The sequence below is a fragment of the Burkholderia sp. YIM B11467 genome, from assembly GCF_052952715.1.
In genome coordinates this window covers 114,694-131,408 of sequence record NZ_JBQVSQ010000003.1, presented here as the reverse complement: position 1 = coordinate 131,408, position 16,715 = coordinate 114,694, and the positions used below count along the sequence as shown (strand labels likewise).

The 16,715-nt window shown below is 68.4% G+C and carries 15 protein-coding genes; 7 read left to right on the top strand and 8 right to left on the bottom strand.

Annotation, left to right across the window (positions count from 1 at the left end; genetic code table 11):
* The 3 genes from ACTRWB_RS12550 to rmuC all read left to right on the top strand — a co-directional run bounded on the left by ACTRWB_RS12550 (position 1) and on the right by rmuC (position 3,977).
* Positions 1-1,431: a sodium:proton antiporter gene (locus ACTRWB_RS12550; protein WP_446902102.1), complete on the top strand. Its 1,431-nt coding sequence runs from the start codon at positions 1-3 to the stop codon at positions 1,429-1,431.
* Positions 1,432-1,512: 81 nt separating this feature from the next.
* Positions 1,513-2,502: a 2-hydroxyacid dehydrogenase gene (locus tag ACTRWB_RS12545; RefSeq protein ID WP_446902101.1), complete on the top strand. Its 990-nt coding sequence runs from the start codon at positions 1,513-1,515 to the stop codon at positions 2,500-2,502.
* Positions 2,499-3,977, top strand: a complete 1,479-nt coding sequence (gene rmuC, locus ACTRWB_RS12540; RefSeq protein ID WP_446902100.1) for a DNA recombination protein RmuC — start codon at positions 2,499-2,501, stop codon at positions 3,975-3,977. Before ACTRWB_RS12545 ends, rmuC begins: the two co-directional genes overlap by 4 nt.
* 90 nt (positions 3,978-4,067) lie before the next feature.
* On the opposite strand, the gene ACTRWB_RS12535 is transcribed toward rmuC, so the two are convergent.
* The 6 genes from ACTRWB_RS12535 to ACTRWB_RS12510 form a co-directional block, all read right to left on the bottom strand.
* Positions 4,068-4,553, bottom strand: coding sequence for an N-acetyltransferase family protein (locus tag ACTRWB_RS12535; RefSeq protein WP_446902099.1), 486 nt, complete (start codon positions 4,551-4,553; stop codon positions 4,068-4,070).
* On the bottom strand, positions 4,550-4,825 hold the full coding sequence (locus tag ACTRWB_RS12530) for a hypothetical protein (RefSeq protein WP_006476519.1): 276 nt from the start codon (positions 4,823-4,825) through the stop codon (positions 4,550-4,552). Before ACTRWB_RS12530 ends, ACTRWB_RS12535 begins: the two co-directional genes overlap by 4 nt.
* A gap of 39 nt (positions 4,826-4,864) precedes the next feature.
* Positions 4,865-6,163 (bottom strand): molybdopterin molybdotransferase MoeA, encoded by a 1,299-nt coding sequence (gene moeA / locus ACTRWB_RS12525; protein ID WP_446902098.1) that lies wholly within the window; start codon positions 6,161-6,163, stop codon positions 4,865-4,867.
* A 111-nt stretch (positions 6,164-6,274) separates the two neighbouring features.
* Positions 6,275-6,892, bottom strand: a complete 618-nt coding sequence (gene mobA / locus ACTRWB_RS12520) for a molybdenum cofactor guanylyltransferase MobA (protein ID WP_446902097.1) — start codon at positions 6,890-6,892, stop codon at positions 6,275-6,277.
* A 35-nt stretch (positions 6,893-6,927) separates the two neighbouring features.
* Entirely contained in the window at positions 6,928-8,040 is a 1,113-nt protein-coding gene (moaA, locus tag ACTRWB_RS12515) for a GTP 3',8-cyclase MoaA (protein ID WP_412022228.1), read from the bottom strand.
* Positions 8,041-8,171: 131 nt separating this feature from the next.
* Entirely contained in the window at positions 8,172-11,324 is a 3,153-nt protein-coding gene (locus ACTRWB_RS12510) for an Rne/Rng family ribonuclease (RefSeq protein WP_446902096.1), read from the bottom strand.
* Positions 11,325-12,045: 721 nt separating this feature from the next.
* Between ACTRWB_RS12510 and ACTRWB_RS12505 the strand changes: the two genes are divergently transcribed.
* Genes ACTRWB_RS12505 through ACTRWB_RS12490 form a run of 4 tightly spaced genes read left to right on the top strand, consistent with a single transcriptional unit; the run spans position 12,046 to position 15,118 of the window.
* Positions 12,046-13,050 carry an RluA family pseudouridine synthase gene (locus ACTRWB_RS12505; RefSeq protein WP_446902095.1) on the top strand — a complete coding sequence of 335 codons (1,005 nt, stop codon included), beginning with the start codon at positions 12,046-12,048 and terminating at the stop codon, positions 13,048-13,050.
* Between the two features lie 5 nt (positions 13,051-13,055).
* Positions 13,056-13,715: an HAD-IA family hydrolase gene (locus ACTRWB_RS12500; RefSeq protein ID WP_446902094.1), complete on the top strand. Its 660-nt coding sequence runs from the start codon at positions 13,056-13,058 to the stop codon at positions 13,713-13,715.
* Positions 13,712-14,113, top strand: a complete 402-nt coding sequence (locus ACTRWB_RS12495) for a Rieske (2Fe-2S) protein (RefSeq protein WP_048249560.1) — start codon at positions 13,712-13,714, stop codon at positions 14,111-14,113. Before ACTRWB_RS12500 ends, ACTRWB_RS12495 begins: the two co-directional genes overlap by 4 nt.
* A gap of 12 nt (positions 14,114-14,125) precedes the next feature.
* Positions 14,126-15,118 carry a S49 family peptidase gene (locus ACTRWB_RS12490; RefSeq protein ID WP_129514056.1) on the top strand — a complete coding sequence of 331 codons (993 nt, stop codon included), beginning with the start codon at positions 14,126-14,128 and terminating at the stop codon, positions 15,116-15,118.
* Positions 15,119-15,169: 51 nt separating this feature from the next.
* On the opposite strand, the gene ACTRWB_RS12485 is transcribed toward ACTRWB_RS12490, so the two are convergent.
* Complete coding sequence (locus tag ACTRWB_RS12485) at positions 15,170-15,892, bottom strand: SAM-dependent methyltransferase (protein WP_343495000.1); 723 nt, start codon at positions 15,890-15,892, stop codon at positions 15,170-15,172.
* On the bottom strand, positions 15,889-16,521 hold the full coding sequence (locus ACTRWB_RS12480) for a Maf-like protein (RefSeq protein ID WP_193097910.1): 633 nt from the start codon (positions 16,519-16,521) through the stop codon (positions 15,889-15,891). Before ACTRWB_RS12480 ends, ACTRWB_RS12485 begins: the two co-directional genes overlap by 4 nt.
* Between the last annotated feature and the right edge of the window lie 194 nt (positions 16,522-16,715).

Below are 16,715 nucleotides of genomic sequence, written 5' to 3'. Positions count from 1 at the left end.
ATGAAACGACATGCCGCCTGGGCGGGCATGGCGTCGGGAATCGCGCTTGGCGCCGTTCCCGCGCTCGCATCGGCCGCCACGCTCGACGGTGCCACGCTGTCCGCGCTCTGGGGCATCCCGTTCGCCGGGATCCTGCTGTCCATCGCGCTGTTTCCGCTCGTCGCCCCGGTGTTCTGGCATCACCATTTCGGCAAGATCGCAGCCGGGTGGGCGGTCGTGTTCCTGATCCCGTTCGCGTTCGCATTCGGCGCGGGCACCGCGTTCGGCACGCTCGTGCATGCGCTGCTCGAGGAATACATCCCGTTCATCGTGCTGCTCACCGCGCTCTATACGGTCGCGGGCGGCATCTGCGTGAACGGCAACCTGCACGGCTCGCCGAAGCTGAACACCGCGATCCTCGCGCTCGGCACGCTGCTCGCGAGCGTGATGGGCACGACGGGCGCCGCGATGCTGCTGATCCGGCCGCTGCTGCGCGCCAACGACAACCGCAAGCATATCGTGCACGTCGTGATCTTCTTCATCTTCCTCGTCGCGAACGCGGGCGGTTCGCTGTCGCCGCTCGGCGATCCGCCGCTGTTCCTCGGTTTCCTGAACGGCGTGAGCTTCTTCTGGACGACCACGCATCTCGCGCTGCCGATGCTGTTCATCTGCGTCGTGCTGCTCACGCTGTTCTTCGCGCTCGATACGTACTTCTACCGGAAGGGCGGCGAGGAGCGGCCGGCCGCGCTCGATCCGACGCCCGACGGCGCGGCGCTGTCGATCGACGGCAAGATCAACTTCGTGCTGCTGCTGGCCGTGGTCGCCCTCGTGCTGATGAGCGGCATCTGGAAGCCTGGCATCACGTTCGACGTGTGGGGCACGCACGTCGCGCTGCAGAACCTTGCACGCGATGTCTCGCTGGTGGTTGTGACGCTCGCGTCGCTCGCGCTGACGCCGCGTTCGGCGCGCGAGGGCAACGCGTTCAACTGGGCGCCGATCGAGGAAGTCGCGAAGCTGTTCGCGGGGATCTTCGTGACGATCGCGCCGGTGATCGTGATCCTGCGCGCGGGCGCGGACGGCGCGTTCGCGCAGATCGTTCATCTCGTCACCGGGCCGGACGGCAAGCCGATCGACGCGATGTACTTCTGGGCGACCGGCATCCTGTCGTCGTTTCTCGACAACGCACCGACCTATCTCGTGTTCTTCAACCTCGCGGGCGGCGATGCACAGACGCTGATGACGACCGACGCCTCGACGCTCGCCGCGATTTCCGCGGGCGCGGTGTTCATGGGCGCAAACAGCTATATCGGCAATGCGCCGAACTTCATGGTGAAGGCGATCGCCGAATCGCGGGGCGTGAAGATGCCGAGCTTCTTCGCGTATCTCGGCTGGGCGCTCGTCGTGCTGATACCCGTATTCCTGCTGACGTCGTGGCTCTTCTTCCCGGCGTAAGCTGACGATTTTCAACCTCGCGCGGGCGATCGCGGCGGCGCACGGCGTGCCGCGACGGGCCTGCTGCATGCGGAGATGGCGATGCAGAAGATTCTGGTCGCGCGTCCGATCTTTCCGGACGTGATCGAACGGCTCGAGCAGTATTTCGAAGTCGATTGGAACAATGGCGACGCGCTTGCCGCCGACGCGCTCGCCGCGCGTCTGGCCGACAAGGACGGCGCGCTGACGGCGGGCGACCCGGTCGGCGCGGCTGCGCTCGCGGCGGCGCCGCGCCTGCGCGTCGTGGCGAACATGGCGGTCGGCTACAACAACTTCGACATGGCCGCGTTCAACGCGGTGAATGTGCTCGGCACCAACACGCCCGACGTGCTGAACGAGTCGACCGCCGATTTCGGCTGGGCGCTGATGATGGCTGCCGCGCGCCGTATTGCCGAATCCGAACACTGGCTGCGCGCCGGTCACTGGCAGAAGTGGGCGTACGACGGTTTTCTCGGCAGCGACATTTACGGATCGACGCTCGGCATCATCGGGATGGGCCGCATTGGCCAGGCGCTCGCGCGTCGCGCGCGCGGCTTCGGGATGCAGGTGATGTATCACAACCGGTCTCGGGTCGCGCCCGAGATCGAGGCCGAGCTGAATGCCGAATACGTGTCGAAGGATGCGCTGCTCGCGCGCGCCGATCACGTCGTGCTCGTGCTGCCGTACACGAAGGAGAACCATCACACGATCGGCGCGGCCGAGCTCGCGAAGATGAAGCCCACCGCGACGCTGACCAACATCGCGCGCGGCGGGATCGTCGACGACGCGGCGCTGGCCGTCGCGCTGCGCGACGGGACGATCGCCGCGGCCGGCCTCGATGTGTACGAAGGCGAGCCGGCCGTGCATCCGGCGCTGCTCGAGGTGCCGAACGTCGTGCTGACGCCGCATATCGCGAGCGCGACCGAAAAGACCCGGCGCGCGATGGCGAACCTCGCTGCCGACAACCTGATCGCCGCGCTGGGCGAGGGGCCGCGCGCGGGGCAGCCGCCGAATCCGATCAACCCTGACGTGATCGGGAAGCCGCGCGCATGACGATGACGTTGTTGCTTGCGGCGGTCGTCGTGCTGGCCATCGCGCTCGCGGTGGCGATCGTCGCGCTCCTGCGTGGCGGCGGCCGCCACGACGATGTGGCGGTCCTCGGCGACCAGATCGAGGATGCCGCGCATGCGCAGTCGCGTGCGGTCGAGCGGCTTGAGCGCGAATTGCGCGGCGAGATCGTCGAGAACGCGCGCGGCTCGCGCACCGAGCTGGCCGGCAGCTTCGCGCAGCTTCAGCAGACGCTCGCCGCGCAACTGACGAGCGTGGCGACCGTGCAGAACAACCAGATCGAGGGCTTCGCGCAGCAGCTCGGCAAGCTCGTCGCCGGCAATGCGCAGCAGTTCGACGCGATGCGCGAGAGCGTGCAGCGCCAGGCGCAGCAGGCGCGCGAAGAGCAGACGGGCGCGCTCAGGATGTTCGGCGATACGTTGAACCGGCAGCTCACGCAGCTGACTGAGGCGAACGACCGCCGGATCGGCGAGGTGCGCGCGACGCTCGAACAGCGGCTGAAGGAAATCGAGACCAACAACGCGGCGAAGCTCGAGGAGATGCGCCGTACGGTCGACGAGAAACTGCACGCGACGCTCGAGCACCGGCTCGGCGAATCGTTCAAGCTCGTATCGGACCGGCTCGAGCAGGTCCATCGCGGGCTCGGCGAGATGCAGACGCTCGCGGCGGGCGTCGGCGACCTGAAGAAGGTGCTGACCAACGTGAAGACCCGCGGCACCTGGGGCGAAGTGCAGCTCGAGGCGCTGCTCGAACAGATCCTGACGCCCGACCAGTACGCGAAGAACGTCGCGACGGTGCCGAAGAGCGCCGAGCGCGTCGAGTTCGCGATCCGGCTGCCGGGCCGCGATGCCGGCACGCGCGATGCGCCGCCGGTGTGGCTGCCGATCGACGCGAAATTCCCGCGCGAAGACTACGAGCGGCTGATCGATGCGCAGGAACGTGCCGATGCGGTGGCCGTCGAGGAGGCGGCCCGTGCGCTCGAGGCGCGCGTGCGGCTGGAAGCGCGCACGATCGCCGAGAAGTATGTCGCACCGCCGCACACGACCGATTTCGCGCTGCTGTTCCTGCCGACCGAGGGGCTCTACGCGGAAATCCTGCGCCGCCCGGGGCTGACCGATCTGCTGCAGCGCGACTATCGCGTGACGGTCGCCGGGCCGACGACGCTCACCGCGTTGCTGAACAGCCTGCAGATGGGGTTCCGTACGCTTGCGATCGAGCAGCGGTCGAGCGAGGTGTGGCAGGTGCTCGGCGCGGTAAAAACGGAGTTCGGCAAGTTCGGCGACGTGCTCGCGCGCACGAAGTCGCAGCTCGAAACGGTCACGCGTTCGATCGAGGCCGCCGAGCAGCGCACGCGCGTGATGAACCGCAAGCTGAAGCAGGTCGAGGCGCTGCCGGGCGACACGGCGGCCGGGCTGCTCGGCGATGAAGGTACCGATGGCGCCGATGCGGACGACGCGTGACGTGCGTTGCCGACACCGGCTGGAAAGACAAAACGGGCGCCGCGGCGCCCGTTTTCCTTTGAAGCGATCGCCGGCGCGGCCGGCCCGCGCTCAATGTCCGGCGAGCGTGTCCAGTGCGTCGCCCGTCACGCGAACGATGCGCCAGTCGGGCAGCACGGTTGCGCCCATCTTTTCGTAGAAATCGATCGCGGGCTGGTTCCAGTCGAGGACCGACCATTCGAAGCGCCCGCAGCGGCGCTCGACGGCCAGTGCCGCGAGGTGACGCAGTATCGCGGTGCCGAGGCCCGAGCCGCGCTGCGACGGCTGCACGTACAGATCCTCGAGATAGAGGCCGCGACGGCCGAGGAACGTCGAATAGTTGTGGAAGAACAGCGCATACGCGACGATCGCGCCATCGCGCTCGGCAACGAGCGCTTCAGCTGCGGGCCGCTCGCCGAACAGCGCGTCGGCGAGATCCGCTTCGGTCGCGACGAACAGGTGAGTGAGCTTCTCGAACTCGGCCAGCTCGTGCATCAGCGCGAGGATCGCGCCGACGTCGCGGGCTTCGGCCGCGCGGATCAGCGGCGTGTCGCTCACGCTTCCTCCGGCGGGTCGGACAGCACGATCTCGATGCCGCCAAAGCGCGACGCGACCCAGTTGTACGCATGGCATGCGATCCACAGCAGCACGAAGCCGAGGATCGCGTTCAGCAGCAGCGCGCTCAGGATCGTGCTCAGTTCGACCATGCCGTAGCGGATATACGCGACGAGAATGCCGAGCAGCACGATCGGCACGCTGAACGTCAGGTAGACGAGGATCAGCGCCTTCGCGGTCTGTCCCGCGGCGATGGACGAGATTTGTTTTTTCATGTGCGGATTGCCCCCGTAGAGATATACCGATTGTGGAATTCAGATCAGGCCGTCGAGCGGCAGGATGTCGACCGGGGCGCCCGCGTCGACTGCCGCGGTATCGTGGCCCAGAACGATGAAACAGTTGGCGGCCGCGAGGCCGCTCAGCGACGCGGAACTCTGCGAACCGGCCGGCGCGACGTGCCAGCAGCCGTCGGCGGCGCGCGTCGCGATGCCGCGCAGGTATTCGGTGCGGCCCGGACGCGTCTTCAGCGCCTGCGTGCTGATGGCCGGGTACATCGCCGGCGGCGGTGTCTGCGCGCCGGCCAGCGTCAGCAGCGCGGGGCGCACGATCGCGTAGAACGTCACGGCCGACGCGACCGGATTGCCGGGCAGCCCGAAAAACAGCGCGTGACCGGCGCCGTCGGCCGCACGTGCGAGCGTGCCGCACGCGAGCGGCCGGCCGGGCCGCAGCGCGAGGCTTGCGAACGTCACGTCGCCGAGCCGCGCCATCACGTCGCGCGTGAAGTCGGCTTCGCCGACCGATACGCCGCCCGACGTGATCACCGCGTCGGCCTGCGCGGCGACGGCGTCGCGCAACGCGGCTTCGAGCGCGGCCGGATCGTCGCGGACGATCCCGAGATCGATCGTGTCGACGTGCAGCCTTTCGAGCATCGCGATCAGCATCCCGCGATTGCTGTCGTACAGCGCGCCGCGGCCGAGCGGTTCGCCGGGCTCGCGCAGTTCGTCGCCGGTCGAGAAGACGGCGACGCGCACGTGGCGGCGCACCGTGACGTCGGTGATGCCGAGCGATGCGAGCAGGCCGAGATCGGCCGGCCGCAGGATGCGGCCCGCGGCGAGCGCGCAGGCGCCGCGCGCGAGATCCTCGCCGGCCCTGCGGCAGTTCGCGCCGCGCGCAACGTCGTGCGCGGCGAAACGGATCGTGTCGCCGTCGACGCGCACGCGTTCCTGCGGAATCACCGTGTCGCACCCGGCCGGCATCGGTGCGCCCGTCATGATGCGCACGCATGAACCGGCCGCCACGGCGCCATCGAACGGATGGCCGGCGAACGCGGTGCCGGCGACCGTCAGCGCGATGTCCCCCGGCGACGACGCGTACGCGCCGGCGCCACCGTCGAACGCATACCCGTCCATCGCCGAGTTGTCGTACGCGGGGATGTCGAACGGTGCGTTCACGTCGGCCGCGAGTACGCGGTCGAGCGCATCGCGCAGCGTCACCGTGTCGCACGCATCGACGGGCACCGCGAAGCGGCACGCGAGCGAGCGCGCGTCGTCGAGCGACAGCGGAGCATCGGAATCGGGTGCGGATCGGGAAGCGGGCGAGGATTGCGTGATCATCAGTCGGACTGCGCCGCAAGGCGTATCGGGTTCGTGGCCGGTGGCGCGAGGAGGATGCCTGGGCGCGGGTTTCGCGTGCGGTGGGCGCCGGGCGGGAACGGCGCGGGGCCGTCAGCGGCGGGCCAGCGCGGCGAGTTCCTGCCAGGAGTTGGCATTGTAAAACGCACGCTCGTCGTGAAACTCGACTTCGACCGTCTTGTGGCGTGCGTACCACGCACGCACCTTGCGGTCGCCGGCCGCGAGCCGGGCGGCGACATCGTCGGCCAGCGACGTGCGCAGCAGCGCGAACGTCGGCTGCGGCGAGCGCGTCTGCTGCGCGTCGACGGTCACCGCCATCGCGACGTCGGCCTGCTGCGCGTCGAGCGCCGCATGCAGCCGTGCGACGAGGTCGCCGGGCAGATAGGGCGTGTCGCACGGCGAGCACGCGACGAGCGGCGCGCGCGCCGCCCGCATGCCGGCGAGCAGGCCCGCGAGCGGGCCGGGGAAGTCGGGCGTTTCGTCGGCCACGATGCGCGCGGCGAACGGCGCGCCGAGCTCGGCATAACGGTCGGCATGGCGATTCGCGCTGATCAGCGTCTCGTCCACCTGCGGCGAGAGCCGGCGCAGCACGTGCAGCGCGAGCGGCGTGCCGTCGAGCAGCTGCAGCCCCTTGTCGACGCCGTCCATGCGCGTGGCGCGCCCGCCTGCGAGCAGCAGGCCGGCGATTGAAGGAGAGGCGGAAGCGGGCATCGGGAGAACGCGGAAAGGGGAAAGGGCGCTGTGCGTCAGCCGCCGATATACGACATTTCGACGCGCTTGGCCGTGCCGTCGGGTGCGGCTTCGGCCGACGCGCTGCCGCGCAGTTGCGAATAGCGGTCGGTACGGGCCTGCCAGATGCGCGCGATCGCGGTCGCGATCTCGGCGTCGCTCGCGCCGCCGCGCACCAGCGCGCGCAGGTCGTGGCCCGTCGACGCGAACAGGCACAGGTACAGCTTGCCTTCGGTCGACAGCCGCGCGCGCGTACAGTCGCCGCAGAAGGCCTGCGTGACGCTCGAGATCACGCCGATCTCGCCGCTGCCGTCCGCATAACCCCAGCGCTGCGCGGTTTCGGCCGCGGTGTGTGGCTCGAGCGGCACGAGCGGGAAATGTTCGGCGATGCGCGCGACGACGTCCGCCGACGGCAGCACCTCGGTCATGTTCCAGCCGTTCGACGTGCCGACGTCCATGTATTCGATGAAACGCAGGATCACGCCGGTGCCGCGGAAACGCTCGGCCATCGGCAGGATCTCGCTGTCGTTGGTGCCGCGCTTCACGACCATGTTGACCTTGATCGGCGCGAGGCCCGCGGCCTGGGCGGCGAAGATGCCGTCGAGCACGTCGGCGCTCGCGAACTCGGCATCGTTCATGCGCTTGAACAGCGTTTCGTCGAGCGCGTCGAGGCTGACCGTCACGCGCGTGAGGCCGGCGTCCTTCAGCGCGCGCGCCTTGCGCGCGAGCAGCGAGCCGTTGGTCGTCAGCGTCAGGTCGAGCGGGCGGCCGTCGTGCGTCGTCATGCGCGCGAGGCGCTCGATCAGGAATTCGAGATTCTTGCGCAGCAGCGGTTCGCCGCCCGTGATGCGGATCTTCTCGACGCCATGTGCGACAAAGAGTCGCGCCACGCGTTCGATTTCCTCGTGCGTGAGCAGCGCGCTGTGCGGCAGGAACGGGTAGTCCTTGTCGAACACGGCGCGCGGCATGCAGTACACGCAGCGGAAGTTGCAGCGATCTGTCACCGAAATGCGCAGGTCGCGCAGCGGCCTGGCGAACGTGTCGGCCAGCGTGCCGTCAGGGGCATGCGCGACGCCGGAGACGTCCGGCATCCCGCTGACGTCGGCGAGAGGAATGATGCGTCGGGACATGTTGAAAGAAGTGCGAGCCAGACCTGTATTTTAGCCGCAAGCGGCCGACCGGACCGGTGGGCGGAAACCCGCAGCGCGGACGTGAAAAAGCCCGCCGGAGGCGGGCTTTTCCTGGTCGGGCGATGCGCCGGTTAGTGGTGCGTCGTTTCGACCTGCTGCATCGGGGCCGAATCGGCCGCCGGCAGCGCCTTGCGTTCGCGCGGCACGCGGGCCGGACGCGGGAGTCGCGACGCGGCTTCCTGCGCAGCGGCAAACTTGTCGGCGTCCGTGTTCACCCAGACGAGACCGGCCTGCTCCAGCACGACATCCAGGCTCGCCGAAGCGGGCGCGGCGGCCGATTGCACGGGAGCCGGTGCCGCAACGGCCTCGACCGCGACCGGCGCCGCTTCGACAGGTGCCGGCTCGACAGCCACCGGAGCGGCTTCGATCGTCACGGCCGGTGCGGCTTGCTCGACGGGCGCGGACTGCGGCGCCTCGACGGCGGCCGGGGCTGCCGGCACTTCCGGCACTTCGAACGCGTCGGTCGGCGAAACCGCGACCGGGGCCGGACCGGCTTCCGTATCGACGGCCGGTGCGACCGGTGCCGGTTCTGCAGCTTGGGCGGCAACGACCGGTTCGACCGGAGCGGCCGGAGCCGCTTCGACGTGTACCGGTGCCGGTTGCGGCTCGACCGCGGCCGGTGCGACCGGTTCGGCATGGTGCTCGACCGCTGCTTCGACGGCGACGGCGCCTGCCGCGGCCACGGCCGCGACGACTGCCGGTGCGGCCGTGTGAGCCGGTTCGGCGGCGACCGGTGCTGCCGGCGTCACGGTTTGCGCTGCGGTTTCGCCATCCGTGCCTTGCTCGGCCTGGTCGACGAGTGCGCCGTCTTCGTCACGCTCGCGACGACCGCCACGGCGGCCGCGACGACGACGACGACGTTCCTCGCCGTCACGCGCGACGGCTTCCGCGTCGGCGGTCAGGTCGGCGCCGGGCAGCGCTTCTGCGACAGCCTTGTCGGCTTCCGATTCCGGATGGTTTTCGCCACGGGTGACGGTCTCGAGCGTGGCCGCATGCTGGGTCGGCTTGCGGCGCTCGCCGCGCTCGCGACGCTCGCCGCGTTCCTGGCGCTCGCCACGGCCGGCCGCGTCGACGGCTTCCGGCTGCTCGGCACGCTCGCGCGGTTCGCGGTTCTCACGCGGTTCGCGCGGCTCACGGCTTTCACGCGGCTCGCGCGGTTCGCGGCCTTCACGCTGGCCACGGCCCTCGCGACCCTCACGGCCTTCACGACCCTCACGGTTCTCGCGACCTTCACGCGGTTCACGGGCCTCGCGCGGTTCACGGCCTTCACGCGGTTCGCGCGCTTCCTTGCCTTCGCGTTCCAGGCGTTGCGGCTGGCCACGGCCTGCCGCGGCCTGGTCGCGGCCGCCTTGTGCCTGCTGGGCGCCGCCGCGACGGTTGCGGTTGCGATCGCCGCCGCGCTGCTCGGTCTTCTCGGTACGCTCGCGCGCCGGACGGGCTGCCTGCTCCTTCGCCGGTGCCGGAGCAACCGGTGCGGGCGCCGGAGCCGACGACACGCCGAACAGGCCCTTCAGCCAGCCGATGAAGCCGCCGCTTGCCGCGGCGACCGGTGCGGGCGCTGCGACGGGCTCGACCGGGCGCTGCGGTGCCGGGGTCGGTGCCGGACGCTCGGGCGTGATGCCCTTGACCGCGGCTTCCTGCTTCGGCTTCACGTCGGCCGTGCGCTTGCTGTAGCCGGTTTCCGACTCGAGTTCGCGAGCCGCTTCCTCGGCCATCTTCCACGAGGCGCGCGGATCGTCGAGGCGTGCGTCGTCGTGGCGCAGGCGCTCGAGCTTGTAGTGCGGCGTATCGAGGTGCTTGTTCGGGATCAGCACGATGCCGACCTTGAAGCGCGACTCGATCTTGTTGATTTCCTGACGCTTTTCGTTGAGCAGGAAGGCGGTCACCTCGACCGGCACCTGGCAGTGGATCGCCGCGGTGTTTTCCTTCATCGCTTCTTCCTGAATGATCCGCAGGACCTGCAGCGCGGACGATTCGGTATCGCGGATGTGGCCGGTGCCGTTACAGCGCGGGCAGGTCACGTGGCTGCCTTCCGACAGGGCCGGGCGCAGACGCTGGCGCGACAGCTCCATCAGGCCGAAGCGGGAGATCTTGCCCATCTGCACGCGGGCGCGGTCATGCTTGAGCGCGTCTTTCAGGCGCTGCTCGACTTCGCGCTGGCTCTTCGCCGATTCCATGTCGATGAAATCGATCACGATCAGGCCGCCGAGGTCGCGCAGGCGGAGCTGGCGGGCGACTTCGTCGGCCGCTTCGAGGTTCGTGCGGGTCGCCGTTTCCTCGATGTCCGCGCCCTTGGTCGCGCGCGCCGAGTTCACGTCGATCGCGACGAGCGCTTCGGTGTGGTCGATCACGATCGCGCCGCCGGACGGCAGCGGCACCGTGCGCGAGTAGGCCGTTTCGATCTGGTGCTCGATCTGGAAGCGGGAGAACAGCGGCACGTCGTCGTGGTAGCGCTTCACCTTCGACACGTTGTCCGGCATCACGATGTCCATGAACGCACGGGCCTGATCGTGGATCTCGGTCGTGTCGATCAGGATTTCGCCGATATCGGGCTGGAAATAGTCCCGGATCGCGCGGATCACGAGGCTCGATTCCAGGTAGATCAGCATCGGCTGGCCGGAATTGCCGCTTTGCGATGCCGCTTCGATCGCGCGCCACAGCTGCAGCAGGTAGTTCAGGTCCCACTGCAGTTCCTCGGCGCTGCGGCCGATGCCCGCGGTACGGGCGATCATGCTCATCCCGTCGGGAATCTGCAGTTGCGACATCGTCTCGCGCAGTTCCTGGCGCTCGTCGCCTTCGATCCGGCGCGACACGCCGCCGCCGCGCGGATTGTTCGGCATCAGCACCAGGTAGCGGCCGGCGAGCGAGATGAAGGTCGTGAGGGCGGCGCCCTTGTTGCCACGTTCTTCCTTCTCGACCTGGACGATCAGTTCCTGGCCTTCGCGCAGGGCATCCTGGATGCGCGCGGAGCGCATGTCGATGCCTTCCTTGAAGTACTGGCGGGCAACTTCCTTGAACGGCAGGAAACCGTGGCGATCTTCGCCGTAGTTGACGAAGCACGCTTCGAGCGACGGCTCGATGCGGGTGATGACACCTTTGTAGATATTGCCTTTGCGCTGTTCGCGCCCGGCTGTCTCGATGTCGATATCGATGAGCTTTTGCCCATCGACGATGGCGACGCGCAGCTCCTCCTGCTGCGTCGCATTGAACAGCATGCGTTTCATGAACGACTCCAGGCAGCTCCGCGCCGGCGCTTCGCGGTTGTCAGTCGCGAGAGCGGGAACGACGGCAGGCCGCACCTTGTTGTGTTGTCACAAGCACGCTGGAGCGGGAACGATGGCGGGGAGAATTGCCTGAAGAGGCGCTTGGGCCCGATAGACGGGGCCGGCGGCCGTAGGGCACCTGCGAATACGGCTTCAAAGCACGGCGTTCACACACCGCACGCTGCAAAAGCGCGCTAAGCCTGAGTCCGGGCATTGCCACGGGCGCGCGCAATGCGTCGCGCGCGCCGACGGGCGGCAGATGCTGCGGCTTGGGCCGCAGCGGGGAGTATCGAATCCAGCCCGACTTTCCCGCTTGGGGTGTACTTCCCTGGTTTGACGTCGCCAAGCCCCGCACGCTTCGCGGGGCCAAATCGGGCGCAACGCCGTAATTTTCGCAACCTGCAGCCTGCGGACGCACTTCGCGCCGTCGGGCTGCCGATCAAATTCTTTTCAACCAACTTTCCGTTACCGCGGCGCCTTGCCGACCGAATCCGCCTGTGGGCGCGATCCTTGCCGACGGTCGGCGCCGTGCGTGCAACTTGCTGCATCTCTTTGATTAGGGGCGAGCAGCGGACCCCCGGCGCAAGTAAAATAACGGTTTCCGCTTGCGCCTTGCCCGACTCGGTCGGGGCCGGCCGATCAGGCCACCCTCAACGTCAGGCTGGGCAAAATTATATTCAGTATGAATGAGTTAGGCAAAATATCCCAGAATTCGGTCGCAAGCGGCCAGGTATCGATGATCCAGATCGACGAAAACTCGGCCGGTCAGCGGATCGACAACTTCCTGTTGCGCGTCTGTAAGGGCGTGCCGAAAAGCCATATTTACCGGATCCTCCGCAGCGGCGAAGTGCGTGTGAATAAGGGCCGGGTCGATGCGCAGTATCGCCTCGCGGACGGCGACATCGTCCGCGTGCCGCCGGTGCGCGTGGCGGCGGCGGACCTCGCGCGCGCCGACACGCCGGTCGTGCCGCTCGCGAATTTCGACGTGCTGTACGAGGATGATGCGATGCTCGTCATCAACAAGCCGGCCGGGGTCGCCGTGCACGGCGGCAGCGGTGTCGCGTTCGGCGTGATCGAGCAGATGCGCCAGGCGCGCCCGCGCGCGAAATTCCTCGAACTCGTGCACCGGCTCGACCGCGAGACCTCCGGGATCCTGATGCTCGCGAAGAAGCGCACGGCGCTCGTGGGCCTGCACGAACAGATCCGCGAGAACCGGATGGACAAGCGCTACTTCGCCTGCGGCCACGGCGAATGGCAGTCCGACTGGGGCCGCCGCCGCGCGGTGAAGGTGCCGCTGTTCAAGTATTCGACCCCGGAAGGGGAGCGCCGCGTGCGCGTGCAGGACGACGGGCTGCCGTCGCATACGGTGTTCAACCTCATCGATCGCTGGCCCGACTACGCGCTCGTCGAAGCGGAACTCAAAACGGGTCGGACCCATCAGATCCGCGTGCACCTCGCGCATCTCGGCCTGCCGATCGCCGGCGACGCCAAGTATGGCGATTTCGCATTGAACAAGGCGCTGGCACGCGCGAACGCGCAGCCGTCGTTGAAACGGATGTTCCTGCATGCATACCGGCTGCGGCTCGCTCATCCGCTGACCGGCGAGGCACTGCAGTTCGATGCGCCGCTGCCGGACGAATGCCGGCGCTTTCTCGACCAACTCAGCGCACTGCGCGATACCGCCTGAACCGCATGGCTCGACAGCAATTTGACCTGATCGTCTTCGACTGGGACGGCACGCTGATGGATTCGACTGCGCACATCGCGCACAGCATCCAGGCCGCATGCCGCGATCTCGGCCTGCCCACGCCGTCCGACGAGGCGTCGCGCTACGTGATCGGCCTCGGCCTGCGCGATGCGCTGCAGATTACGGCTCCGACCCTCGATCCGTCCGACTATCCGCGGCTGGCCGAGCGCTACCGCTTTCACTATCTGCTCGACGACCAGCGCATCGAGCTGTTCGCCGGCGTGCGCGAACTGCTCGCCGAGCTGCGCGACACGGGCTACCTGCTCGCCGTCGCGACCGGCAAGGGGCGGGTCGGGCTGAATCGCGTGCTGGACCAGTCGAAGCTGACGAGCCTGTTCGACGCGACGCGCTGCGCGGACGAGACGTTCTCGAAGCCGCATCCGGCGATGCTGCAGGAGCTGACCCGGGAACTGGGGCAGGATCTGTCGCGCACCGTGATGATCGGCGACACGACGCACGACCTGCAGATGGCCGCGAGCGCTGGCGCGGCCGGCGTCGGCGTCGCGTACGGCGCGCACACGGCCGATGCGCTGGCGGCGCTCACGCCGCGCTTCGTCGCGCCGGACGTCGTCGCGCTGGCTGAGTGGCTGCGGGAGCACGCATGAGCGCGGCGCCGGACGCCGTGCGCGTGTGCGCATCGGACGCGCTGGCCGATGGCGGCGCCGGCGTGCGCGTCGACGCGACGCTGCGCGGCGAGCAGGCTGTCGTGTTCTTCGTGCGCTACGACGGTCGCGCCTATGGCTACCTGAACCGCTGCGCGCATGTACCGATGGAACTCGACTGGGCCGAAGGGCAGTTCTTCGAGTCGTCGGGCCTCTACCTGATGTGCGCGACGCACGGCGCGATCTATGCGCCGGATACCGGCAAGTGCGTCGGCGGCCCGTGCCGCGGCGCCCGTTTGCGGCCGGTCGAGGTCGACGAGCGCGACACGCCGGACGGGCGTGCGGTATTCTGGGTGCCCGACGCCGACCTGCGTCCCGCCGTTCCTGCTACGACCGACTAACGACAATACTGCATGGCCGACCAACCGAATTCCCCGGAATCCTCCTCCCGTCCCGACAGCCGCGAACCGAACTGGGAGCGCGCGGCGCTCGAGCGGATCGCGCTCGCGGCGGTCAAGGAGCAACGCGCGGCGCGGCGCTGGAAGATCTTCTTTCGCTTCGCGTTCCTCGGCGTGTTCGTGCTGTTCGCGTTCGCGCTGATCGATTTCTCGAGCGATTCGAAATTTTCGTCGAGCGGCCGGCATACGGCGCTCGTCACGATCGACGGCGAGATCGCGGCCGGCGTCAACGCGAACGCCGATGACATCAACACGGCGCTCGACGCCGCGTTCGACGACGACGGCACGGCCGGCGTCGTGCTGCGGATCAACAGCCCGGGCGGCAGTCCGGTCCAGGCCGGCATGGTCTACGACGAGATCCGGCGGCTGCGCGCGAAGCACCCGGACAAGCCGCTGTACGTGGTCGTGACCGACATGTGCGCGTCGGGCGGTTATTACATCGCGGCCGCGGCCGACAAGATCTTCGTCGACAAGGCGAGCATCGTCGGGTCGATCGGCGTGCTGATGGACGGTTTCGGCTTCACGGGGCTGATGGGCAAGCTCGGCGTCGAGCGGCGCCTGCATACGTCGGGCGAAAACAAGGGCTTCTACGATCCGTTCTCGCCGGAGACGCCGAAGATGGACGCACATGCGCAGGCGTTGCTCGACCAGGTGCACGCGCAGTTCATCAAGGCCGTGAAGGATGGCCGAGGCAAGCGGCTGCACGAGACGCCCGACATGTTCTCGGGCCTGTTCTGGACCGGCGAGAAGAGCGTCGAGCTCGGGCTCGCCGACGGCTACGGCACGACCGACACGGTCGCGCGCGATGTGCTGAAAGCGCCCGATCTCGTCGACTATACGGTGAAGGAAAGCCTGACGAACCGCGTCGCGCGCAAGTTCGGCGCGGCCGTTGGCGGTGCCGCGATGAAGGCGCTCACGGCCGGCGGCGCGTCGTTCAACCTGCGCTGAGCGGCGGCTGACGGGCCGCCATGGCCTGCACGTCAGCCGCCGGCCGTGGCGTCAGTTCGCGAGCAGCAGGAAGATTGCAGGGCGCTTGTGCAGATTGGGGGCAGGCGCCTTTTTCCAGTCCGCTACGGTGCGGCTCGCGATCGTCTCGGTTGCGAGGGTCAGGTCGGCCGCGACGCAGATCTGCGTCGACGGCGCGCAAGTCGCGACGAGTGTGTCGAGCATCGCCTGATTCCGGTACGGCGTTTCAATGAAGATCTGCGTCTGGCGCGCCTTGCGCGACAGCTGCTCGAGTTCGCGCAGGCGTTTCGCGCGTGCGGCCGCGTCGACCGGCAGGTAGCCGTTGAACGCGAAGCTCTGGCCGTTCAGGCCCGATGCCATCAGCGCGAGCAGGATCGAACTCGGCCCGACGAGCGGCACGACCTTCACGCCGCGCTCGTGCGCGCGGCGAACCAGCAGTGCGCCGGGGTCGGCGACGGCCGGGCAGCCGGCCTCGGACACGAGACCGGCGTCCGCGCCGGCCAGCACGGGCGCGAGCAGCCGGTCGACTTGGCCGGCCGGCGTATTGACGTTCAGCTCGCTGATCTCGATTTCCTGGATCGGGCGCGTCGTGCCGATCTTCTTCAGGAACGCACGCGTCGTTTTCGCGTTTTCGCCGATGTAATAGCCGAGCGTGCCGGCGCGTGCCTGAACGGCCGCGGGCAGCACGGCGGCGAGCATCGATTCGTCGCCTTCGCCGAGCGTGTTCGGGACGAGGTAAAGCGTGCCGGCCGTCATGCGCGGTCTCCACGGTTGGTTGCAAACAAAGGGAATTCCGTGGCGCGCAGCATCCGCGTGAGCGCGATCAACGGCAGGCCGACGAGCGCGGTCGGGTCGTCCGAGTCGATCGCGTCGAGCAGCGCGATGCCGAGCCCTTCGGACTTCGCGCTGCCGGCCACGTCATATGGCGTCTCCGCGCGCAGGTACGCGTCGAGTTCGGCCTCGGACAGCGTGCGGAAGCGCACGCGCGTGACGACGTCCTCGACCTGGGCTTCGCCCGTGCGGCTGTCGTACAGGCAGAGCGCGCTGTGGAATTCGACTTCGCGGCCCTGCATCGACACGAGTTGCGCGAGCGCGCGCTCATGCGTGCCGGGCTTGCCGATCTGAAGCCCGTCGAAGGTCGCGACCTGGTCCGACCCGATCACGAGCACGCCGTCCGGCGCGTCGATCGTCGCGGCGACGGCGCGCGCTTTCGCGCCGGCGAGGCGCAGGGCGGTCATGGCGGGTGTTTCGCCGTCGAGCGGGGTTTCGTCGAGGTCGGGCGACACGACGTCGAACGGTACGCCGAGGCGCTCGAGGAGCGCGCGGCGGTAGCGGGAACTGGAGGCAAGAATCAGCCGCGGCAGGCGGCAAACGGTTTCCGGCATGGTCGGTTGGATCGGTGAGTCGTGAGGTGTTGGGCGGCGTTGCGCGGACGCAAGCTTAAGTGATTGACCGCAAAAGGTAAAACAGGTATGCTTTCCCGCTTTTCGTCGACAGGCTTCCGTCGTGGTGGCGCCTGTCGGGTCTTCGGAAGTAAAGTACGTCATCCGCGGATGAGCCGTACGTGAGCGGCGCCAAG